Annotated in this window: 18 protein-coding genes; 11 read left to right on the forward strand and 7 right to left on the reverse strand. The window is 71.8% G+C overall.

Annotation, left to right across the window (positions count from 1 at the left end):
- Window positions 1–125 precede the first annotated feature (125 nt).
- Window positions 126–884, forward strand: coding sequence for a VOC family protein (locus ACFVQ0_RS03875; protein ID WP_390084235.1), 759 nt, complete (start codon window positions 126–128; stop codon window positions 882–884).
- 27 nt (window positions 885–911) lie between these two features.
- On the opposite strand, the gene ACFVQ0_RS03880 is transcribed toward ACFVQ0_RS03875, so the two are convergent.
- Entirely contained in the window at window positions 912–1,499 is a 588-nt protein-coding gene (locus ACFVQ0_RS03880) for a helix-turn-helix domain-containing protein (RefSeq protein WP_390084237.1), read from the reverse strand.
- Between the two features lie 108 nt (window positions 1,500–1,607).
- On the opposite strand from ACFVQ0_RS03880, the gene ACFVQ0_RS03885 reads away from it, so the two are divergent.
- The gene (locus tag ACFVQ0_RS03885) at window positions 1,608–2,732 is read left to right on the forward strand and encodes an aryl-sulfate sulfotransferase (protein ID WP_390084238.1); all 1,125 of its coding nucleotides are present in this window, start codon (window positions 1,608–1,610) and stop codon (window positions 2,730–2,732) included.
- Window positions 2,733–2,740: 8 nt separating this feature from the next.
- A complete protein-coding gene (locus tag ACFVQ0_RS03890; RefSeq protein WP_390084240.1) occupies window positions 2,741–4,096 on the forward strand; it encodes a uracil-xanthine permease family protein in 1,356 nt (451 codons plus the stop codon).
- 72 nt (window positions 4,097–4,168) lie between these two features.
- Here ACFVQ0_RS03890 and ACFVQ0_RS03895 read toward each other — a convergent pair whose 3' ends face one another.
- Complete coding sequence (locus ACFVQ0_RS03895) at window positions 4,169–5,083, reverse strand: phospholipid scramblase-related protein (RefSeq protein WP_390084242.1); 915 nt, start codon at window positions 5,081–5,083, stop codon at window positions 4,169–4,171.
- Window positions 5,084–5,195: 112 nt separating this feature from the next.
- Here ACFVQ0_RS03895 and ACFVQ0_RS03900 point away from each other — a divergent pair, with 112 nt between their 5' ends.
- The 4 genes from ACFVQ0_RS03900 to ACFVQ0_RS03915 all read left to right on the forward strand — a co-directional run bounded on the left by ACFVQ0_RS03900 (window position 5,196) and on the right by ACFVQ0_RS03915 (window position 8,361).
- Entirely contained in the window at window positions 5,196–5,621 is a 426-nt protein-coding gene (locus tag ACFVQ0_RS03900) for a hypothetical protein (RefSeq protein ID WP_390084244.1), read from the forward strand.
- An 81-nt stretch (window positions 5,622–5,702) separates the two neighbouring features.
- Window positions 5,703–6,350 carry a DUF3105 domain-containing protein gene (locus ACFVQ0_RS03905; protein WP_390084246.1) on the forward strand — a complete coding sequence of 216 codons (648 nt, stop codon included), beginning with the start codon at window positions 5,703–5,705 and terminating at the stop codon, window positions 6,348–6,350.
- A gap of 92 nt (window positions 6,351–6,442) precedes the next feature.
- The gene (locus ACFVQ0_RS03910; RefSeq protein ID WP_390085368.1) at window positions 6,443–7,012 is read left to right on the forward strand and encodes a DUF305 domain-containing protein; all 570 of its coding nucleotides are present in this window, start codon (window positions 6,443–6,445) and stop codon (window positions 7,010–7,012) included.
- Between the two features lie 104 nt (window positions 7,013–7,116).
- Window positions 7,117–8,361: an ROK family protein gene (locus ACFVQ0_RS03915; RefSeq protein WP_390084248.1), complete on the forward strand. Its 1,245-nt coding sequence runs from the start codon at window positions 7,117–7,119 to the stop codon at window positions 8,359–8,361.
- A 185-nt stretch (window positions 8,362–8,546) separates the two neighbouring features.
- Here ACFVQ0_RS03915 and xylA read toward each other — a convergent pair whose 3' ends face one another.
- On the reverse strand, window positions 8,547–9,716 hold the full coding sequence (xylA, locus tag ACFVQ0_RS03920) for a xylose isomerase (RefSeq protein WP_390084250.1): 1,170 nt from the start codon (window positions 9,714–9,716) through the stop codon (window positions 8,547–8,549).
- 313 nt (window positions 9,717–10,029) lie between these two features.
- On the opposite strand from xylA, the gene xylB reads away from it, so the two are divergent.
- The 3 genes from xylB (at window position 10,030) to ACFVQ0_RS03935 (ending at window position 13,801) form a co-directional block, all read left to right on the forward strand.
- A complete protein-coding gene (xylB, locus tag ACFVQ0_RS03925; protein WP_390084252.1) occupies window positions 10,030–11,535 on the forward strand; it encodes a xylulokinase in 1,506 nt (501 codons plus the stop codon).
- Between the two features lie 158 nt (window positions 11,536–11,693).
- Window positions 11,694–12,968 carry a VWA domain-containing protein gene (locus ACFVQ0_RS03930; protein ID WP_390084254.1) on the forward strand — a complete coding sequence of 425 codons (1,275 nt, stop codon included), beginning with the start codon at window positions 11,694–11,696 and terminating at the stop codon, window positions 12,966–12,968.
- Entirely contained in the window at window positions 12,965–13,801 is an 837-nt protein-coding gene (locus tag ACFVQ0_RS03935; RefSeq protein ID WP_390084256.1) for a hypothetical protein, read from the forward strand. The genes ACFVQ0_RS03930 and ACFVQ0_RS03935 overlap by 4 nt, the downstream gene beginning before the upstream one ends.
- Before the next feature lie 73 nt (window positions 13,802–13,874).
- Here the strand turns inward: ACFVQ0_RS03935 and ACFVQ0_RS03940 are convergent, their stop codons facing one another.
- On the reverse strand, window positions 13,875–15,062 hold the full coding sequence (locus ACFVQ0_RS03940; RefSeq protein ID WP_390084258.1) for a GDSL-type esterase/lipase family protein: 1,188 nt from the start codon (window positions 15,060–15,062) through the stop codon (window positions 13,875–13,877).
- Window positions 15,063–15,140: 78 nt separating this feature from the next.
- Entirely contained in the window at window positions 15,141–15,710 is a 570-nt protein-coding gene (locus ACFVQ0_RS03945) for a TetR/AcrR family transcriptional regulator (RefSeq protein ID WP_390084260.1), read from the reverse strand.
- A gap of 206 nt (window positions 15,711–15,916) precedes the next feature.
- On the opposite strand from ACFVQ0_RS03945, the gene ACFVQ0_RS03950 reads away from it, so the two are divergent.
- The gene (locus ACFVQ0_RS03950) at window positions 15,917–16,453 is read left to right on the forward strand and encodes a DUF4232 domain-containing protein (RefSeq protein WP_390084261.1); all 537 of its coding nucleotides are present in this window, start codon (window positions 15,917–15,919) and stop codon (window positions 16,451–16,453) included.
- Window positions 16,454–16,509: 56 nt separating this feature from the next.
- Here the strand turns inward: ACFVQ0_RS03950 and yicI are convergent, their stop codons facing one another.
- Entirely contained in the window at window positions 16,510–18,798 is a 2,289-nt protein-coding gene (gene yicI, locus ACFVQ0_RS03955) for an alpha-xylosidase (protein WP_390084263.1), read from the reverse strand.
- Between the two features lie 67 nt (window positions 18,799–18,865).
- Window positions 18,866–21,763: a glycoside hydrolase family 3 C-terminal domain-containing protein gene (locus ACFVQ0_RS03960; RefSeq protein ID WP_390084265.1), complete on the reverse strand. Its 2,898-nt coding sequence runs from the start codon at window positions 21,761–21,763 to the stop codon at window positions 18,866–18,868.
- Window positions 21,764–22,085 lie beyond the last annotated feature (322 nt).

The following is a 22,085-nucleotide window of genomic DNA, read 5'->3' on the forward strand; positions in this document are numbered from 1 at the left end:
ACAGGTATTACACATATAAAACACTTGGATCGAGATCTCCCCCCGATGGCCCGCGACCGCCCACGGTCATAGCGTCGAACGGGTAGACACGTCCCGCCGAACGATGTGCGTACGGAGGAATCAGAATGAAACTCACGGCTCCGGTGCCCGGTGGTCCCTGCTGGATCGAACTGAGCACCTCCGACGTCCCGGCGGCCAAGTCCTTCTACGGGACGCTCTTCGGCTGGCGGTGCGAGACCGATCCGCGCGAGGAGGCGGGCGGCTACACGATGGCGCACCTCGGTGAGGCCCGTGTCGCGGCGCTCAGCCCCGTCTACCAGCCGGGCCAGGCGCCCGCCTGGACGGTCTCCTTCGCCACCGGGGACGTGGACTCCTCGGCCGGGAAGGTGACGGCGGCGGGCGGTTCGCTGCTAGTCGGCCCGATGGACATCTTCGACCAGGGCAGGTTCGCGGTGGTCGCGGACCCGTCCGGCGCGGTGTTCTCGCTGTGGCAGGGGCGCGCGTTCGCGGGCGCCGACCTGTTCAACGAGCCGGGCGCGCTGGGCTGGGCCGAGCTCGTCACCCGCGAGGCCGGGCCGGCGCTCACCTTCTATCCCGCCGTACTGGGCTGGACGGTCAGCGCCTCGGACACGTACCCGCAGTGGGGCATCGACGGTGCGGACTTCGGCGGCGTGCTGACGATGGACGAGAAGTTCCCGCCCGAGCTGCCGCCGCACTGGGTGCCGTACTTCGTCGTCGCGGACGTGGACGCGGCGGCGGAGAAGGCGAAGGGGGCCGGCGGCGATCTGCTGATGCCGCCCACGAGCATTCCGCAGGGCCCCAGGATCGCCGTGGTCCGGGACCCCCAGGGCGCCGTGTTCGGAGTCCACCGCACGGACGGATAGCGGCGGAGAAATCCCCCGAAGCTCCGGTCACCCGGTCTGCTCGTCCGTCGCCTGGACGTGGTCCGCGATGCCGACCACCAGGACCCGGGTGCCCGGTTCCGTCGGACGCCAGCGGTGGACGAGACCGCCGGCGCAGTAGAGGGTGTCGCCCCGCTCCAGCCGGTAGAAGCTGCCGTCCGCCTCGACCTCGGCACCGCCGTCCGCGACGTAGAGGATCTCGTCGTTGCGGTGCCTGAACTCACGGCCCCAGTCGTGGTCCCCGGTGAACTCAAGGGCGTGCAGACGCTGATGGCCGCGCACCAGCGGGCGCATCCGGCCGTCGCCGCCCTCCGCGCCGGTCTCCCGCACGGACGCGGAGGCGCCGCGCACCACATCGACGGGCCGGGGCGCCTCCGCCGTGGCCAGCAGTTGCACGGCGGTCGTGTCGAGCGCGTCCGCGATGCGCTGGAGCGACCCCATGCTCGGCCGGGAGCGGCCGTTCTCGATCTGGCTGAGGAAGGGGGTGGAGAGGCCGGCCCGGCGCGCGACCTCCGCGAGGGTCAGCTCAAGGGCGCGGCGCCGTCGGCGAATTCCCGGGCCGACCTGTGGGGTGTCCGCCTCGCTCATCTCACTCATTCCGTGTCCCGCGTGCCGCACACCACAGCCGGCGGGGCAGTGAGCAGCCTACCGGGCCGGTTAACCTTTTAAGTCCCACCTAATAAAGTTAACCGGGAGGACCGATCCATGCCCCTCGTGGACCAGAACCAGCGACGGCGCCGCGGCACCGGACTCATAGCCCTGGACGAGGAGGCCTCCTACGGCGGGTACACCCTCTTCGCCCCGCTGACCGGTGGCGGCGAGGTGTATCTCATCGACATGCGCGGTGAGGTCGTCCACCAGTGGAACCTCCCGCACCGCCCCGGCCGGCACGCCAGGATCCTGCCCAACGGCAACCTCGCGTACAGCGGCGTCCTCCCGGACGAGCCGGCGCTCTTCCCGATGTGGCACAAGTACCGCGGCGGGATCATGCAGGAGATCACCCCCGACGGCACGGTCGTACGCGAGCACCGCGACCGCTACCAGCACCACGACGCGTACCACTACGGCGACGGCCGGCTGCTGTACGCCGCGCTGGAGCCGCTGACCGGCGAGGCCGCGGCCGCCGTCCGGGGCGGGGTCCCCGGCTCCGAGCCGGACGGCACGGTCTGGGCGGACACCATCGTCGAGGTGGACGCGGAGGGACGCACGGTCTGGGAGTGGAAGGTCTCCGAGCACCTGGACCGCGAGGCCTTCCCGCTGCACCCCGACTACTCGCGCGAGCACTACCCGCTGATCAACAGCGTGCTGCCGACCAGCGACGGCAACATCCTGGCGAGCCTTCGCTCCGCCTCCGCGGTGATCGTCATCAGCCGGGAGACCGGCGAGATCATCTGGCGCAGCGAGCCCGGCGTCGTATCGCAGCAGCACTGCCCGACCGAGCTGGAGAACGGCAACTTCCTGGTCTTCGACAACGGCGTCTTCCGGCCGCACTGGGACGTGCCGTTCAGCCGGGTCATCGAGATCGAGCGGTCGAGTGGCACCATTGTCTGGGAGTACCACGACCCGGCACGCGAGTCGTTCTTCGCCCCGTTCATGGGCAGCGCCCAGCGGCTGCCGAACGGGAACACGCTCGTGACGGACTCCCCGGCCGGACGGCTCTTCGAGGTCACCCGGGACGGCTACCTGTGCTGGGAGTACATCGTGCCGTTCTTCGGCGGCTACCAGGAAGAAGAAGTGCGCAAGCTGTTCCCGTCCGAGCCCAACGCCGTGTTCCGCTCCTACCGCTACTCGGCCGGGGAGCTCCCCTGGCTCGACGTCCCGAAGGGCTGAGCCGGACCATGGCCTCCCCCGCCCCCGGCACGGCCGCCACCGACGCGGCCGCAACCGCCGGACCGGTTCCGTCCGTCGCACCGGTCGACGAGCGGCTGCCGCTCCCCCGGCTGGTCCCGCTGGCCTTCCAGCACTTGCTCGCCGGGGTCGCCGCCCCCGTCTCCTCCGTGATCCTGATCGGCACGACGCTGTCGCTGACCGCGTCCCAGACGGCGTCACTGCTCAGCGCCACGCTGGTGCTTTGCGGCATCGGGGCGCTGCTCCAGTCGCTGGGTGTGCGGGCGCTGCGGGTCGGCGCCCGGCTGCCGTTCCTGATGCTGCCGGGCGGTGCGGCGGTGGCGATCTTCCTCCAGGTCGCCAAGGAGCACGGGCCCGCCACCGCCTCGGGCTCCGTACTGATCGCGGCGGTCTTCCTGATCGCCGTACTGCCGCTCTACGGCCGGCTGGTGCGGTTCTTCCCGCCGCTGGTGATGGGCACCACGGTGGTCCTGATCGGGATCAACATGATCAAGATCACCGCGCCGATGATCGCCTCCGGACCCGGGCTCGGCTTCGCCACGCTCGGCATCATCGCCCTGTTCTTCCTGTTCATGCGCGGTGTCTGGCGGCAGATGTCGGTCCTCTTCGGGCTGGTGGGAGGCACCGTCGTCGCCGCGCTGAGCGGTACGGCGTTCCACATGGCGCACGGCAGCACGTTCGCGCTGCCGGACCCGTTCCCGTACGGCACGCCGCATTTCGATCTGCTGGCCGCCGTGCCGCTGCTGGTCTTCGCGCTCGCGTCGCTGGCAGAGGCGACCGGGCAGACCGTCCTGAACAGTGAGGCGGTCGGACGGACGCCGGACCCGGCCCGGGACGTCCCGCGGATCTCCCGCGCGGACGCCGTGACCTCGCTGGGCGCCGGGATCTTCGGTACGTCGCTGATGGTGACCAGCGCGGAGAACATCGGCATCGTCCAGCTGACCCGGGTGCGCAGCCGGTTCGTCACGGCGGGCGCGGGGGTGCTGCTGATCCTGTGCGGTCTCATCACGCCGCTCACCCGGCTGCTCGCCGCCATCCCGGAGCCGGTGGTCGGCGCGGCGGGGCTGATCATCTACGCGGTGATCGCGACGATGGGGTTCGGCATGCTCAGCCGGGAGGACCTCACGCACGGCACCAACGGCATCGTGGTCGCGCTCGCGCTCTGCGTCGGGCTGCTGCCGGTCTTCGCCCCCGAGATGTACGCGGGGATGCCGGTGTGGGCCCGGACCGTCTTCGGCAGCGGTGTGGCGGCCGGGGCGCTGGCCGCGGTGATCCTCGCGGCGGTGTTCGCGAGGCTGGGGCCGGACCGGGACTCGGAGCGGGATCCGGAGCGCACGGCGGACTGAACGCGGCGACCGCCCGCGCCCCTCACCGTGTCAGGTGGGGGCGCGGGCGGTTTCGCGTACGGGCCGTGCGGCTCAGCCGAGGCCGCGGGAGTCCTGCTTGAGGGCGGTGTCCACGGTCAGCGCCGTGGCGACCACCAGGCTCAGCAGCGGCTCGGGCAGCTGGTAGTGGATCTGCAGCACGTAGTTGTCCGCCGTGGTGAACAGCGTCTTGGCGAGGCCTTCCCAGGTCTTGGTGATCCGGGCGATCTCGGCGTCGTTGTGGTCCACGATCGCGAAGTTCCAGGCGCGCCAGTTCTCCGCCTTGATCGCACCGACCTGCTGGCCGTCGACCATGATCGCGAAGTTGATCTTGCCGATGGCGTTCTGCTGGACGATCTCGCCGACCGGCTGCCCGTCGGGGCGCTGGACGATGACCTTGGACTTGATGAACTTCGCGGGGCGGGTCAGCAGCAGCTGCGGCTGGCCGTAGGCGTCACGGATCTCAAGGCGGTGGGTCATGTACTGGTCGATGCTGCTGAGGAACCGCACCACCTTGCGGAGCGCGCTCTGACCGACCTCGACGACCGAGCCGACGGTGTTGCCGTGCTGGTCGAAGACGCTGTACTCGTTGGTGACCTCGATCAGCTTGGCCTTCTGGTTCACCACCAGGACCTGCTGGTTGAAGAGCGAGCCCGCACCCGGACCGCCGCCCTGCTGGGGGTGCGCACCCTGCTGAGGCATCGCGGCCGGCTGCTGGGCGGGAGCCTGCTGCTGGTGCTGCGGGGGCGCCTGCTGCTGGTACTGCTGCTGAGCCGCCTGCTGGTTGTGCTGCGGGGCCTGCTGCTGCGGCACCTGCGCCTGAGCGGGGGCCTGGGCCGGAGCCTGCTGCTGGCCGCCCGCCGGGTTGGTGTGCTCGGTCCACTGGGAGCCGTCCCAGTAGCGCAGCAGCTGGGGCGCGCCATGCGGATCCGGATACCATCCCGCAGATACGTTCGAGTGCGTTGTCACCGGGGCACACTATCCCGCCACGCCGTGGACGGAACCCCCTCCCCGCACATCCACAGTTTCGGAACACCCCTCCGCACTCATTGAAAGTTCACACACCGCTACGATGTCCGGGATGAACAGGCTGAGTGGACGGACCGTCCGGGTGTGCGACGCCCGTGTCCCCGTGCTGCTCGGCTGGCTGCTGATGCTGCTCTCCGTGGCGTCGTGCTGCTCGTTCAACTCCGCGGGAGCCACGGAGGACCCGCACCACGGCACGGTTCCCCTCAGCGCCTTCCACTCCTTCACCCCGGCAGCGGTGGCGGACCAGGCGCGCGTCGTGGTGGCCGACGCACCCCGGGACCGGGGGAGTTCCTGCCACGTCGCGCCCGACGACGCCACGCCGGTCGTACTCCCCACCCCGCCCGCACCGGCCGCGCTCCCCTGCGCACCGGCCGTCCTCCCGGCCGGTTCCCTCACCGGGGCCGCCGGCATCCGGGGCCCCTCCAACGACGCCGTCGGCGACGTCGACCATCTGCGCCTCCAGGTTCAACGGATCTAGCAGCAGCGCCTGTCCCCCCTCCCGAGGGGGCGCATCCGTCTGCCCGCGAACCGTCCGGCTCACCGAACCAGAGGACCCACCATGGCCTCCGCCAAGAAGAACACGCCCGCCAACGCCCGCCGCGCCAAGCTGGAGGAGGCCCGCCGCAAGGAGCGGGCCCGCGAGCGCCGCAGCCGCGTCATCACGATCACCGCCGCCGTCGCCGTCCTGGCCGGCCTCGTCGCGGGCGGCGGCTACCTGATGAACACCGCCGACAAGAAGGACAAGGCCGAGACCGCCGCCAAGTCCTCCCCCGTCCAGGGCGAGAAGAGCTGGGACAAGCTCGGGCGCGACCACGTCGACAAGAAGGTCGACTACCCGATGAACCCGCCGGTCGGCGGCGACCACAATCCGGTGTGGATGAACTGCGACGCGGACGTCTACACCGACGCGATACCGAAGGAGAACGCGGTCCACTCGCTGGAGCACGGCGCCGTCTGGGTCACGTACAACAGCAAGGCGGCGCCCGCCGACGTCAAGAAGCTCGGTGAACGGGTCTCGGCCACCCCGTACTCCCTGATGAGCCCCGTCGAGGACCAGGCCGCCCCGCTGACGCTCAGCGCCTGGGGGAAGCAGGTGACCGTGAAGAGCGCCTCCGACGCCCGGGTGGCGCAGTTCTTCACGAAGTACGTCCAGGGTCCGCAGACCCCCGAGCCCGGTGCGGCGTGCAGCGGCGGGATCGCCAAGTGACCCCCTCCGCCGGGTCCTCGGCCCGTGCGTCCCGCCCCCTTGTGCTGGCCGGCGGCGCACTGCTGCTGCTGGCGCTGGCCCTGGTCGCGCTCATGCTGGCCCGCCCCTCCGCGTCCGCCCCGGCACGGGACGCGAAGGCCGCGGTGTCCGCACCCGCCGAGTCCTCCGCGGACGTGGGGTTCGCCCGTGACATGGCGGTCCACCACCAGCAGGCGGTCGAGATGGCGTTCATCGTCCGGGACCGGACCACCGATGAGGCGGTACGCCGGCTCGCGTTCGACATCATCAACACCCAGGCCAACCAGCGCGGCATGATGCTGGGCTGGCTGGAGATGTGGGGCCGTGCGAAGAGTTCGCCCGGACCGCCCATGGCGTGGATGGGCCACACCTTCACCCCGCGCGGCGACGGGGCGCTGATGCCCGGTATGGCGACCGACACCGAACTCGACGCGCTGCGCGGGGCCGAGGGCAGAGACGCGGAGGTGCGGTTCCTGCGGCTGATGACGGCGCACCACCGGGCCGGTGCCGACATGGCTCAGGCCGCCGCGGATGCCGCGGGCACCGACGAGATCCGGAACCTGGCATCGGGCATGGTGACGGCCCAGCGCTCGGAGATCTCGCTCATGGCAGACATGCTCAAGGAGCGCGGGGCGACCGGCTGACTCCACCGGCCCCGGCCATGCCCCTGAACCGGGTGTGGCCGAGGCCGGTGGCAACCGCGTCCGGCCCGTACCGGTGTACGGGATCGCATAGGCTCGGCACCGATATGAAGAGCAACCTCACGCCGCTGGGGCCCAAGGCCGACAAGGACACCGTCCGGCGCAGCAACCTCAGCCTCGTGCTGCGGGCCGTCCGCGACGAGGGCGAGGGCGAGGCGACCCGGGCCGGGGTCGCCGCGCGGGTAGGGCTGACCCGGGCCGCCGTGTCCTCGCTCGTCGAGCAGCTGCTCGACAGCGGGTTCCTGACGGAGTCCGGCAAGACGTTCAGCGGGCAGGCGGGCCGGCCCGGCACCGCGCTCAAGATGGCCAGGACCGGTCCGGCCGGGCTCGGCGTCGAGGTCAACATCGACTATGTGTCGGTGTGCGTCGTCGACCTGGCGGGCACCGGCCGGGTCCGGCTCACCGAGCATCTCGACAACCGGGGCGCGCCGCCCGCGGAGGTGCTGGCGCGGGCGGCCAGGATCGCCGCGCGCACCCTGGACTCGGCGGGCGAGCAGGAGCTGTTCCCGGTGGGTGTCGCGTTGGCGCTGCCCGGACTGGTCTCGGGCGGCGCGGTGCGCCAGGCCCCGAACCTGGGCTGGAACCAGGTCCCGGCGCAGGAGCTGTTCGCGGCCGCGCTGGCCGAGGAGCGGCCCGGACGTCAGGCGCTGGCCGTCAGTTCGGAGAACGAGGCGAATCTGGCGGCGCTGGCCGAGCTGTGGTTCGGCGGGCTGGACCGGATCCGGAGCTTCCTGTACCTGACCGGTGAGATCGGCGTCGGCGGCGCCCTGGTCATCAACGGCGAGCTGCTGCGCGGGGCGCACGGCTTCGCGGGCGAGATCGGGCACGTGGTGGTGGACTCGCAGGGGCCGCAGTGCCGCTGCGGTTCGCGCGGCTGCCTGGAGCAGTACGCGGGTCAGGCAGCGCTCCTGCGGGCCGCCGGTATCGAGGAGACCGGCAGCGGCATCGCGGTCGCCGAGCTGGAGCGGCGCACCCGGGCGGGCGACGAACGGGCGGTCGCCGCCGTCGCCGGCGCGGGCCGGATGCTGGGCCGGGTGCTGTCGGGGGCGGTGAACCTGCTGGACCCGGACGCCGTGGTGCTCGGCGGGATCTACCGGAACCTGATGCCGTGGCTGTCACCGCCCGTCGACGAGGAGCTCACAAACCGGGTCGTGTCCGGGCTCTGGTCCCCGGGCAGCGGCCGGCTGCGCGCTTCGTCCGTCGCGGGCGACGCGGCACGGGGTGCGGCGGCCCTGGTCATGACCGACGTGCTCGCTGACCCGGTGGCGTACGCGGGGCGCGGCACGGCCTGAGGGGCCCCGCGGACACGGTCTGCGACGCGGGCACGGTCTGCGTCGCGTACGGGGCTGTGCGGCGGTCTGCGACGCGTCTCGGATACGGTCTGCGGCGCGGAGGCGGACGCGCCCGGGGGATGCCGCCTGGAGGCACGTCCCCCAGCAGGCGCGTCCCGGTAGGCGCGTCCGCCCCCGCGACGGGGTCAGCGGACGCCGAGCAGGTGGTCCATCGCCAGCTGGTCCAGGGCCTCGAACGCCATGCCGCGCTCGGCCGCGGCCGTCACGTCGAAGTCCTCGTACGCGGAGCGGTCGGCCAGCAGCCCGGCCACGCCGTCGGCCGCGGTGGGCTGCGCCAGCTCGTCCAGCCGGGAGGCGCGCAGCGCGTCCTGCACCGCCGGATCGGCGCGGAAGGCGGCGGCCCGGTCCTTGAGGATCAGGTAGTTGCGCATGCAGCCCGCGGCCGAGGCCCAGACGCCGTCGTAGTCCTCGGTGCGCGGCGGCTTGAAGTCGAAGTGGCGCGGGCCCTGGTAGCCGGCCGTCTCCAGCAGGTCGACGAGCCAGAAGGCCTGGCGCAGGTCACCGGCGCCGAAGCGGAGGTCCTGGTCGTACTTGATGCCGGACTGGCCGTTGAGGTCCAGGTGGAAGAGCTTGCCCGCCCAGATCGCCTGCGCGATGCCGTGCGCGAAGTTGAGCCCGGCCATCTGCTCGTGGCCGACCTCCGGGTTCACGCCGTACATCTCCGGGCGCTCCAGCCGCTCGATGAAGGCCAGGGCGTGGCCGACGGTCGGCAGCAGGATGTCGCCGCGCGGCTCGTTCGGCTTGGGCTCGATGGCGAACCTGAGGTCGTAGCCCTGCTCGACGACGTACTCCCCGAGCAGGTCGAACGCCTCCTTCATCCGGTCCAGCGCGAGACGGATGTCCTTCGCACCCCCCGACTCCGCGCCCTCACGGCCGCCCCACGCCACATACGTCTCCGCGCCCAGCTCGACCGCCAGGTCGATGTTGCGGATGACCTTGCGCAGCGCGAACCGCCGCACATCACGGTCGTTCGAGGTGAACCCGCCGTCCTTGAACACCGGATGCGTGAACAGATTCGTCGTGGCCATCGGAACCTTGAGACCGGCCGCGTCCAGCGACTGGCGGAACCGCTTCACGATGCCCTCGCGCTCGGAGTCCGTCGAGCCGAACGGGATCAGGTCGTCGTCGTGGAACGTCACACCGTACGCGCCGAGCTCCGCGAGCCGCTGCACGGAGTCGACCGGGTCGATCGCCTCCCGGGTCGCGTCACCGAACGGGTCGCGCCCCTGCCAGCCCACGGTCCACAGGCCGAAGGTGAATTTGTCCTGCGGGGTGGGGGTGAAACGCTCGGTCATGGTCCAACCGCCTTCGGTGCCATGGGTCCGCAGCCGGTCGAGCGGCCGAACCTCAATTTGTTCAGTGTCATGACTAATCATGCACGGACCACCCCGGCGACGTAACCCCCCAGCTCGACTCCATACCCACCCTCGCGCACGAACACCCGTCCGACGACCCAATCCGCCGCATGACGGAAATCCACCCCACCCCTGTTCCCAGCCGGTTCGATCACCTAATTTGTTCTCCGTACGATCAAATACCCGCAGGGCGATGTCCCACGGCATCCCGCCACGCCGGACCGACCCCTGAGACCAGAGAATGAGGCCAGCCATGCCGCCGCTCACCGTCGTCATCGGTGTGGACAGCTCCACCCAGTCCACCAAAGCGGCGTTCGTCGACATCGCGTCCGGGCGGCTGCTCGCCGTCGGCCGTGCCCCCCACGTCGTCACCGGGGAGGCCGGAGCCCGCGAGACGGACCCCGAGGTGTGGTGGCAGGCCCTGCGCGACGCGGTCGCCGCCGGGCTCAAGGAGTCGGGCGTCCCCGCGTCCGCCGTCGCCGGGATCGCCGTGGCGGGCCAGCAGCACGGCCTCGTCGTAATGGACGCGGACGGCGCCCCGCTCCGCCCGGCGCTGCTGTGGAACGACACCCGCTCCGCCCCGCAGGCCGCCGCCCTCACCGCCGCGCTGGGCGGCGCCGACGCCTGGACCGCGCGCACCGGCTCCGTTCCGGTGGCCGCGATGACCGCGTCGAAGTGGCAGTGGCTGCGGGAGAACGAGCCCGCCACCGCAGCGGCGACCGCGGCGATCCGGCTGCCCCACGACTTCCTCACCGAGCGGCTGTCCGGCCGCGCCGTCACCGACCCCGGCGACGCGTCCGGCACCTGCTGGTACTCCACCGCCACCGGAAGCTACGACCCCGAGCTCCTCGAACTCCTGTCCATCGAGCCCGCGTTGCTGCCCGAGGTGGCCGCGAGCGGCGCGGCCCGCATCGGCTCGCTGACCGCCCGCGCCGCCGAAGCGCTCGGCCTGCCCGCCGGTATCGCGGTCGCGGCGGGCACCGGGGACAACATGAGCGCCGCCGTCGGTCTCGGGCTCGGCGGCGCCGGGCTCCTGGACCATCCGGTGCTGAGCCTCGGCACGTCCGGCACGGTCTTCGCCGCTTCCCGGACCCGGCCCGCCTCCCCCGCGCTGTCCGGCTTCGCCGCGGCCGACGGCACGTACCTTCCGCTGGCCTGCACCCTCAACTGCACGCTCGCCGTCGACAAGGTCGCCGCCCTGCTCGGCCTGGACCGCGCCGACGCCGCACCCGGCGGCGAGACGGTGGTCCTGCCCTACCTGGACGGCGAGCGCACCCCCGACCTGCCCACCGCCTCCGGTCTCCTCACCGGGCTGCGGCACGACACCACTCCCCAGCAGATCCTGGGCGCCGCCTACGAGGGCGCGGTCTTCACCGTGCTGCGGGCGCTCGACGAACTGCTCCGGGCCTGCGGGCTCGACCCGGCGGACCCCGAGGTGGCGGCCCGGCCGCTGCTGCTGATCGGCGGCGGCGCCCAGGGGCACCAGTGGGTGGAGACCGTACGGCGGTTGTCGGGGCGCCCGGTGACGGTACCGGCGAGCGGCGAACTCGTCGCGGTGGGCGCGGCGGCCCTCGCCGCCTCTGCCGCCACGGGTACGGACCCGGTCGCCGTCGCCACCGGCTGGCGGAGCGATGGGGACCGGCAACTCGCGGCGGTGGAACGGGATCTGACCACCTGGGACAGGATCGGCTCGGTACTGGACCGGGCGGCCGGACCGCTTCTGGGCGCGAACCACGCGCAGGACCGCTCGCGGGACTGAACGCGGCACTGAAGCGGGACGGGACGCGGGCGGCGGCGCCCCCGCGCGGGACCGAACACGGGCCCGGTCGAACGCGGGCGGCGGCGCCCCGCCCGACGGCCGACGTCCCGTCAGCGACCCGTTTTGGATAGCGAACTGATGTTCACTACTATCCGGCGATGATCATAAGAAGAAGGCTGACGGTCGGGGTGGGCATTCTGCTCGCCACCCTGACCGCCGGGCTCGGCTCGGCCCTCCCCGCCGCGGCCGATGAAACCCCCACGAAAGCGTCCCCCAAGGTCGAGCTGGTGCTCGATGTCAGTGGCTCCATGCGGACCCGCGACATCGACGGCCAGTCCCGGATGACCGCGGCGAAGCAGGCGTTCAACGAGGTCCTGGACGCGGTGCCCGAGCAGGTGCAGCTCGGCATCCGCACGCTCGGCGCCGACTACCCGGGCGACGACCGGAAGGTCGGCTGCAAGGACACCAAGGCGCTCTACCCGGTCGGCCCGCTCGACCGCACAGAGGCCAAGACCGCGGTCGCCACCCTCGCCCCCACCGGCTGGACCCCGATCGGACCCGCCCTGCTGGGCGCCGCCGACGATCTGGAGGGCGGCGACTCCACCCGCCGGATCGTGCTGATCAGCGACGGCGAGGACACCTGCGGCCCGCTCGACCCGTGCGAGGTGGCCCGGGACATCGCCGCACGCGGCATCCACCTCGTCATCGACACCCTCGGCCTGGTGCCGAACGAGAAGATCCGCAAGCAGCTGACCTGCATCGCGGAGGCCACCGGCGGCACGTACACCGCCGTCCAGCACACCGATGAACTCTCCGGCCGGGTCAAGCAGTTGGTGGACCGGGCGGCAGAGCCCGTCGTCACCCCCGTGGCGACGGAGGGCGCGGACAGCTGTACCGACGCCCCGAAGCTCAAGGCGGGCCTCTACACCGACCGCGAGAAGATCGGTGAGCACCGCTGGTACCGGGTGGAGGTGCTGCCCGGCCAGGAACTGCGCGCCTCCGTCAGCGTCTTCGCGGACCGCGCCGTGAACAACGACTACGGGACGCTGCTGCGCGCGGTGACCGTGCACGGCCGCGAGATCGTCAGAGGGTCCGAGTCCGGCACCGGGCGCACCGACGCCATCTCGGCCGGGCTGCGCTACCCGAAGCCCGAACAGGACACGGACGACGAAAAGCCCGCCGCGGAGACCGTCTGCCTCCAGGTCAGCAACTCCTTCTCCGCGCCCGCCTCGGTGAAGACCTCGCCCGGAATGCCGGTCGAGCTGACCGTCGATGTGGTGGACGGGCCCGGCAACGCGGCCGACGTCGCCGCGTTCGGTCTGGGCCGCGGCTGGTGGCTGCTCGGCGTGCTCGTCCTCACCGGACTGGTCGCGGGCCTGCTGACCGGCTGGATCTCGCGCTGGCGCATCGCCGTCTGGAGGACCAACCGATGATCCGTACGACACGTGTGCTCGCGGGCGCGCTGCTGACCGGCCTCGCCCTGCTGACCGGGGCGGGAGCCGCCGTCGCGGACGACCCGTCACCGAGCCCCAGCGCTTCCGGCGACGGCTCGGGCCCCACGGAGGCGGGCACCGCCTTCCGTACCGCCACCGCGATCCAGCAGAACCAGACCGCCACCGCCGGCGGCTCCACGGGCGACTACCTGTACTGGGTGTTCCCGGCCGACGCGGGCCAGCGGCCCACCGTCAAGGCGAAGGTCACCCTGCCCGAGGCAGCCACCCGGCACGGCGTCTCGACGTGGCAGATCGACGTGTACGACGGTCTGCGCCGCCGCCAGGCCTGCATGTACGGCAAGCAGACCGGCAAGGCCGCGGCCGACGCCGCCACGGTCGAGCTGACCTGCGTCCTGCGGACCGTGAGGGCCTGGTCGGAGCCGTGGGCCAACGACCCGCTGCCCGGCAGCTATTACGTCCGCCTCACCGTCATCGATCTGCCCTCGTCCGATCTCGGTCTGCCGGTGCGGACCGAGGTCGAGGTCACGTCGGCCGGGAAGGGCGGTGCAGGGGACGTCGACGGCACCCTGTCCAAGCCGCTGGTGCCCGGGGTGTCCTCGGCCGAGCAGGCCTCCGACGACGACGCCTCGGCCGCCTCGGCCGCCCCGGTCCCGCTGGCCGGTGAACCCGAGGACGGCTGGGCCTCCGGCTGGTGGACCGACCGCTGGCTGTGGACCGTCGGCGGCGGGGTGCTGGGCGCGCTCGCGGCCGTCTTCGGCTACTCGCTGACCCGTGGCAACGGCCGCCCGTCCCGGGTCCCGCCGGGCATGTGACGTACGTCCGTCGGCCGGACCGGAACCCCGGACCGGCCGACGGACAAGGCCTGCTGACGGGCCGGCACGTTGATCAGGACGGGCGTTCGGCGCCGAACGGGCCGTCGGGCGCGAAGGCGAGCGCGGCGAAGCGGTCGCCCATACGACTGTGGGCGGCCGCGTCCGGGTGGAGCTGGTCCGGCAACGGCAGTTCGGCGAAGTCCCGCTCTCCGTACAGAGCCCGGCCGTCGAGGTAGTACAGGTTCGGGTCATCGGCGGCGCGCTGCTCGACGAGACCGCTCAGGGCCTCCCGGATGACGTTGAGCGTCAGCTTCCCGGCCGCCCTCTCCGCGGGGTCGCCCGCGGCCTTGAACTGGAGCCTTCCCTCATCGAGGTTGCTGAAGTCGGGCATGCTCGGGCCCGGGGTGTCCTCGTGAATGGGGCACAGGACGGGCGAGACCACCAGCAGCGGGACGGTGGGGTGCCCCTCGCGGATGGTGTCGAGGAAGCCGTGCACCGCAGGGGTGAAGGCCCGCAGCCGCATCAGGTCGGCGTTGACGAGGTTGATGCCGATCTTGACGCTGATCAGGTCCGCGGGGGTGTCGCGCATCGCCCGCGCCGTGAACGGGTCGAGCAGGGCGCTGCCGCCCAGGCCCAGGTTGACCAGCTCCACCCCGCCGAGGGAGGCCGCCAGCGCGGGCCAGGTGGTGGTGGGGCTCGCGGCGTCGGAGCCGTGGCTGATCGAACTGCCGTGGTGCAGCCACACCTTGCGGCCCCGGTCGGGGGCGGGTTCGACGGGGGCGTCGGTGCGCAGGGCGACGAGTTCGGTGCTCTCGTTGTACGGCAGCCAGATCTCGATGTCCTTGGCGCCTTCGGGCAGCCCGTCGAACCGTACGGTGCCGACCGGTCCCGGCTGTGTCCGCGCGGTCCCGGCGGTCATGTCGACCAGGAGGACGTTGCCGCCGGTCACGCTCCCCTGTCCCGCGAGGCGCCCGTCGACGAGCAAGTCGTAGACACCGTCGGGACGGGGCGGCGCACCCTGATAGGCCGTCTTGGTGCGGAGTGCGTCCAGCTCGATCACGGTGGCGGCGGTACGGAACACCAGCCGCACGCCGGACGGCTGGGCCTCCGCCATCGCCAACTGCGCGTCGGCGCACTGTGCGCGGGCGCGGGCGGGCAGCCGGTGCGGGCGCACGCCGTGCTCGGTGCGCTCCAGGTCGAGCGCACCACGCAGGAGCTGTGCGGTGATCGGTGTGGTGATCCAGTCGGTTTCGGTCTGCATGTCTCTGCCTGTTGTCTCTGCCTGTTGCTCGGGACGTTGAGGTGTCGCTCGGAACGCTGAGGTGCCCGGGAACTCCGGTCAGGGGGCGGGCCAGTTCCGCAGCAGGGCGTCCAGTGCGTCCAGGGACCGCGACCAGCTCTCCTGCGAGTCGGGGGCGCTGTGGCTGAATCCGCCCTGCGTCTCCAGGCTGACGTAGCCGTGGAAGACGCTGCCCAGCAGCCGGACGGCATGTGTCTGGTCGGGCTCGGTCAGGTCGTAGCCGCGCAGGATGGCCCTGGTCATCTGCGAGTGCCTGCGGCCGGCGCTGGCAGCAGCCGCTTCGGGGTCGAGTCTCAGTTGGGCCGCGGCGTAACGACCGGGGTGCTCGCGGGCGTAGTCGCGGTACACGTCCGCGAAGGCCTTGAGCGCGTCCTTGCCCGCCCGACCGGCGAGTGCGGCGGCACCGCGGTCGGCCATCTCCTCAAGGGCGAGCAGGGCGATTCTGGTCTTGAGGTCGTGGGAGTTCTTCAGATGCGAGTACAGGCTCGCGACCTTGACGTCGAACCGCCGGGCGAGCGCCGAGACGGTCACCTGGTCGAAGCCGACCTCATCGGCCAGCTCCGCCCCGGCCTGAGTCAGGCGGTCAGCCGTGAGCCCCGCGCGCACCATGCTCTTCCTTCCGTCAACCCGTCGGCCGTCACTCACGATCCTACATCTTTTAAGGATTTACCTAATAGGTGTAGGTACAGTCCGGGTACCCAGCCCCTTGGCCGTAGACATTGAACCGATATGACCCATCTATCGCCAGGAGCGTGGCATACCGTCCAGAATGTCCCTGTCGGTCCGCAAGCTGTCGACCCAAGGGGAGAAACATCATGGGCCCGTCCTCCGTCCTCACCGCCGCTCTCACCGCGACGGCCGCCGTGGCCCTGACCGCCACCGGCGCGGCCGCCGCCCCGGCCGGTACGCCGGCCGTCGCGTCGGCCCGTCCGAGTGTCTGCCAGGAGCGCTCCCTCAGCGTCTCGGCCTCGTCCGGCGGGCAGCGGAACGTGGCCCGGATCGCCGTCACCAACCGGGGCGGGAGCACCTGCGTGGTGGACCGCGTCCCCACGGTCACCTTCCGGGGGCTGGACGGCTCGGCCGAGGCCGTACCGCCCGCCACCAGCGGCCCCTATGTGCTCTCGCCGGGCGAGCGCGGGTACGCCGCCGTGCGCACGGCGGCCCCGGGCGCCACCGAAGGTCACGTCGTCCGCAGCCTGTCCGTGGCGGCGGACCCCTCGCACCACGGCGTCACGTTCGGCGCCGCGACAGTGGGCATGGGCCGGGGAATCCAGGTGTGGGAACCGGTCACCACCCTGTGGCACACCTCCCGCGCCGCCGCCGACCGGGCCCTGGCGGACGCGACACGCTGAGCGCGGGACGGTACCGGGGGAGCCGGTCACCGCCCGCGCGTCCGGGCGTCGCCCTCTCAGGCGCCCCTCACTCGCATCCGCACCGTCACCGTGCCCGCGCCCTCCCCCGTGGCTCCCGTCTCCTCGTCGACCACGCGGAAGGGCCGGTCGCTGCCCTCGGCCGTGACGCCCAGGGCGTCCCCGTCCCGGACCACCCTGAAGGTCGCGGCGACCGCGCCCGTCAGGTCCGGCACCGTGACCACGGTGTCGGCGGCGGCCGCCGGACCGAACGCGCGCAGGGTGAGTCCGTCGAGCCAGTCGCCGTCCGGGCGCTGGTCCTCCGCGCCCCAGGGGAGCACCGCGCCGGGGCGGACCAGGACCGGCAGGCTGTCGAAGCCGTGGGTCTCGTGGCGCCAGGCAGGCCCGGTGACGGTCTCCCCGGTCAGCAGCGACGTCCAGGTGCCTTCGGGGACGTAGTACTCGACCTGCCCGTCCTCGGTGAAGACCGGTGCGATCAGCAGGTCGGGTCCGAGCATGTACTGACGGTCCAGCATCCGGGTCGTCGGGTCGTCCGGGAACTCCAGCAGCATGGGGCGCATCATCGGGACGCCCGTCCGGTGGGCGGTGGCGGCCGCCCCGTACAGGTACGGCATCAGCCGGTGCTTGAGGAGGGTGAACGTGCGGGTGACGTCCACCGCCTCCTCGCCGAACGCCCACGGCACCCGGTACGACACGTTGCCGTGCAGCCGGCTGTGCGAGGAGAGCAGGCCGAAGGCGAGCCAGCGTTTGAAGACAGCAGGGTCCGGGGTGCCCTCGAAGCCGCCGATGTCGTGGCTCCAGAAGCCGAACCCGGACAGGCTAAGCGAGAGGCCGCCGCGCAGGGACTCGGCCATCGCCGTGAACGAGGCGAAGCAGTCGCCGCCCCAGTGCACCGGGAACTGCTGGCCGCCGGCCGTCGCGGAGCGCGCGAAGAGCACCGCCTCGCCGGCTCCGCGCTCCTTCTCCAGCAGTTCGAAGACCGTGCGGTTGTAGATCTGTGCGTAGTAGTTGTGCATCCGCTCCGGATCCGAGCCGTCGTGCCACACCACATCCGTGGGCACGCGCTCGCCGAAGTCCGTCTTGAAGCAGTCGACTCCCTGGTCGAGCAGGACGCGGAGCTTGCCGCTGTACCACTCGCGGGCCGCCGGGTCCGTGAAGTCGACCAGGGCCATGCCGGGCTGCCACAGGTCCCACTGCCAGATGTCACCGCCGGGCCTGCGGACCAGGTGTCCGAGCTCCGCGGCCTCCGCGAACAGCGCGGACTTCTGGGCGATGTACGGGTTGATCCACATGCTGATCCGCAGGCCGCGCTCCTTGAGCCGGGCCAGCATGCCCTCGGGGTCGGGGAAGACGTCCGGGTCCCACAGGAAGTCGGACCACTGGTACTCGCGCATCCAGAAGCAGTCGAAGTGGAAGACGGAGAGCGGGATTTCGCGCCCCGCCATGCCGTCGACGAACGACGCCACGGTCTCCTCGTCGTAGGAGGTGCAGAACGACGTGGTGAGCCACAGCCCGAACGACCAGGCCGGCGGCAGCGCGGGGCGGCCGGTGAGCGCGGTGTAGCGGGCCAGCACCTCCTTGGGCGTCGGCCCGGCGACGATGTAGTACTCCAGCGACTGGTCCTCGACGCTGAACTGCACCTGGCCCACCGACTCGGAGCCGATCTCGAAGGAGACCCTTCCGGGGTGGTTGACGAAGACGCCGTAGCCGCGTGACGAGAGGTAGAACGGGATGTTCTTGTAGGCGAGTTCGCTGCTGGTGCCGCCGTCGGCCTGCCAGATGTCGACGCTCTGGCCGTTCTTCACGTACGGGGTGAAGCGCTCACCGAGGCCGTAGACGTTCTCCCCGATGTCCAGGGCGAGCTGGGCGACCATGTGGTGGCTGCCGTCCGGCGCGGTCGCGAAGGCGGTGCCCTTGGTGTCGACCCCGGTGAGACGGCGGCCTTCGGCGTCGAGGAAGGTGAGGCCCCACGGCCCGTCGCCGTCCATGCGCAGGGTGAGCGGTCCGCTGGTCAGCTCGGTGACGGCCCCGTCCTGCCGGGTCCGGGCACCGGCGGCTGCCGGGTCCAGTCCGGGGAGCGCGAAGTCGGGCCCCCGGTTCGCCTTCCCGGCGTGGTGGGTGGCGCGCACGCCGATGATCCCCTCTGCCGGGGCGAAGCATTCGACGGTGATCAGTGGGGTGTTGAGGGTGTCGCCGCGTTCGGCGACGTGCTTGACCGCCGCGTAAGCGGTGAACCGGTCGTCACTGACGCGCAGATCGCGGATCTCGGTCGCGTAGCAGGCGCGTACGCCCTCACGCATGAGCCAGAAGCCGTCGGTGAACTTCATGAGGACTCCTTGCCGGGGACAACTCGAACGGGGCTTCCGGGAGCGGGGGTTCGCGGCACGGGCCGGTTCACTCGGCGTCCCCGGTGAAGGCGATCCGGGCGAGACGTACGCCGCCTTCCAGGGTGACGCGCAGGTCGCGGACGCCCGAGGCGCTGATCACGGCCCGGTGGGTGCGGTAGTCGTAGGGACCGCCGGTGGCGCCCACCGGTACGGTGACCGTCGCGCCGTCGACGGTGATGCGTACGGTCCCCTCCCCCGACGCCGACACCGCGAGGCCCCGGGTTCCGGCGCCGAAGTCGCAGTGGCGGTAGAGGAGTTCGTTACGGGCGTTGGACGCGGTCACGGCGTCGCCGTCGGTCTTCGTCCGGTCGACGATCGCGGTGCCGAGCTGTTCGTCGTAGTCGGCCGCCTCCAGACCCCGCGTCAGGATCTGCCGGGGTCCGGCCGGTTCGCCCTCGACGGTGAGTGCGGTGACGGTCCGGATGTCGGCGCTGGAGGCACCGGCCTGGATCTCGTACGCGCCGGGCTCGACGGTCCAGCGGCCGTGCGCCACGTCCCAGTGCCCGAGCTCGGTCATGGGGACGCCGAACTCGACACGCTCGGCGGCGCCGGGCGCCAGGTGCAGCCTGCGGTGGCCGGCCAACTGTCGCAGCGGCCTCGGGACGGACGGCGCGACCGCCCGCACGTAGAGCTGGGCGACCTCGTCGGCGGCGACGGCCCCGGTGTTGGTGACGGTCAGCGACACCCGCACGAGGTCGCCCGCACGCTCCGCGGTCAGAGCGCTGTAGGTGAACTCGCTGTACGACAGTCCGTGACCGAACGGGTAGAGGGGTGTGCCCCGGTAGTAGAGGTAGGTCTGGCGGGAGCCGATGATGTCGTAGTCGAGCAGACCGGGCAGTTCCGCGTCGGAGGCGTACCAGGTCTGCGGCAGCCGCCCTGCCGGAGAGACGTCGCCCGCCAGGACCCGGGCGAGCGCCGTTCCCGCGGCCTGTCCGCCGTGCGCGGTCCACAGCAGCGCGGGAAGCGTGGCCGCCGCGTCCGTGAGGGCGTACGGGTAGGCGGAGGTGACGGCAAGGACGGTGCGCGGGTTGGCGGCGTGGGCGGCGCGCCACAGACGTTCCTGCTGGGCGGGCAGGTCGAGCGTGGTGCGGTCCTCGGTCTCGCGGCCGTTGATGTGGGCGTCGTTGCCGGCCACGACGATCACGGTGTCGGCCGAGGCGGCGGCGCGGGCCACGGCGTCCTCGCCGCGCTCGGTCACCTCCATCTCGAAGACCGTCCCGAGAGCGGCCTCCGTCCCGAGAACTTCCTCCGCACCGCGGGCGGAGATTTCTTCGCCGGGGGCGGCAACCTTTACGCCCTCGGCGGCGACAGAGACATACCTACCCGTGCCGACGTGCAGAAGCCGGTGACCGCCCGCATGCCCCTCCACCGCCTCCAGCCGGAAAGTCTCCTGGACGATCCAGCCGCCGGGCTCGTCCGCGGATGCCCGCAGACAGCCGTCCTCGGCCACCGAGAGATAGCGGCCCGCCGGCTCGCGCAGGGTGATCACACCATTGCCCCAGTCCACGAGCGCCAGGTCTGTCGGGGTGTCGCCGCAGGTCAGCGGGGGCAGATCGGTGCGGCCCGCGAGGAGCGCCGGGTCCAGGGCGCCCTGGGCACCCCGTGCCGAGTCCTGGCCGGTGGCCGCGGCCGGCACCTGGAGCCAGCCGTCCGCGCACTTCAGCCGGACCAGGTCCGCGCCCTCCGCGAACACCACGTGCTCGGCGCCGAACCGTTCCCGGATCCCGTCGAGCGGGGTGGAGCGGTGGATCAGGGTGCCGCTGTACCAGTCGAGCTTGCAGGAGTCCGCGAGCAGCCCGACGACCGCCACGGTCCTCCCGGCGGCGGGCTCCAGCGGCAGCAGGCCGTCGTTCTTCAGCAGCACCACGGCCTGCTCCGCGGCCTCCTGGGCGAGCGCCCGGTGCTCCGGGGTGTCGAAGTCGGCGGCGCCCGCGAAGGGATCGAGCTCCGGGTCGAACTCGCCCAGGGAGAAGCGCAGTTCGAGCAGTCTGCGGACGGCGGTGTCGATGTCGTGCTCGTCGAGCAGTCCGCGCTCCAGGGCTCGCCGGATGCGGCCGGTCATGACGGCGGGGTCCTGGCCGTGATCGGTGAAGCTGTCGACACCGGCCCGCAGGGCGGCGGCCGTCGCCTCCTCGTGGGTGTCGAAGTAGTGCTCGGAGTCGACGAGGTTGGACGGCGCGCCCGCGTCGGAGCAGACCACCAGCGACCGGTCCGTCCAGCCGCGCAACTGCTGGGCCAGGAGCGGCGATACGTGGTTGGGCCGCCCGTTCACCAGGTTGTACGCGGGCATGACCCCGGCCACCGCGCCGGCCAGGACCGCGTCACGGAAGGCCTTGAGGTCGTACTCGTGCAGGACCCGGGGGCGGACGGAGGAGGAGGCGGTGTCGCGGTCGGTCTCGTTGTTGTGGGCGAGCCAGTGCTTGAGGACGGGGGCGGTGCGCCAGTAGTGCGGGTGGTCGCCGCGCAGCCCCCGGGTGTACGCGACCGCGATGGCGGAGGTGAGGCAGGCGTCCTCCGAGTACCCCTCCTCGCCCCGGCCCCACAGCGGGTTGCGCAGCAGATTCACGGTCGGGGCCCAGACGTTGAGCCCGACCCGGTCGTCCTGTGCCCGCTTGGCCCGGACCTCGTTGCCGACCGCCTCCCCGACCCGGCGCACCAGCGCTTCGTTCCAGGTGGCGCCGAGCCCGACAGCCTGCGGGAAGACCGTCGCCGGCCCCATCCAGGCGACGCCGTGCAGGGCCTCCTGGCCGGTCCTGAAGGCGCCGAGCCCGAGCCGGTCGACGGCCGGTGCGAACTGGTGCAGCATCGCGATCCGTTCATCGATCGTGAGCCGCTGGAGCAGATCGTCGATGCGCTTGGCGAAGGGCAGTCGCGGGTCGCGGAAGGGCTGCGGTTGTTCCGTCACGTACGGGTCCCCTTGGAGAGGTGGGAGGTTTTGGTGCCAGGGCCTCGTGTGGGCCTCCGAGAAGCCTCAGAAGATCTTTCGAAGCGCTTCGATGCTCTGCGGCCAACCCCGCCAGTGTCAAGGCCTCTGCCGTGACCTCCGTTCTCGGCGGCTCCCGTTGAGCCAGGAAACGGTTGGGAAACAGGTCGGAGGAATCTGGAAACGGACTCTTGTGCGGCCGGGAGCCTTCACTTAACCTCGCTGCAACATCGAAGCGCTTCGACATTGTTTCGACATCGCTCCGAAAGAGCTTCGACGGGACGCCGGACGTCCCGGAATTCCC

Origin of the sequence: Streptomyces sp. NPDC057900, assembly GCF_042887885.1 — a bacterium.
Lineage (GTDB): Bacteria > Actinomycetota > Actinomycetes > Streptomycetales > Streptomycetaceae > Streptomyces.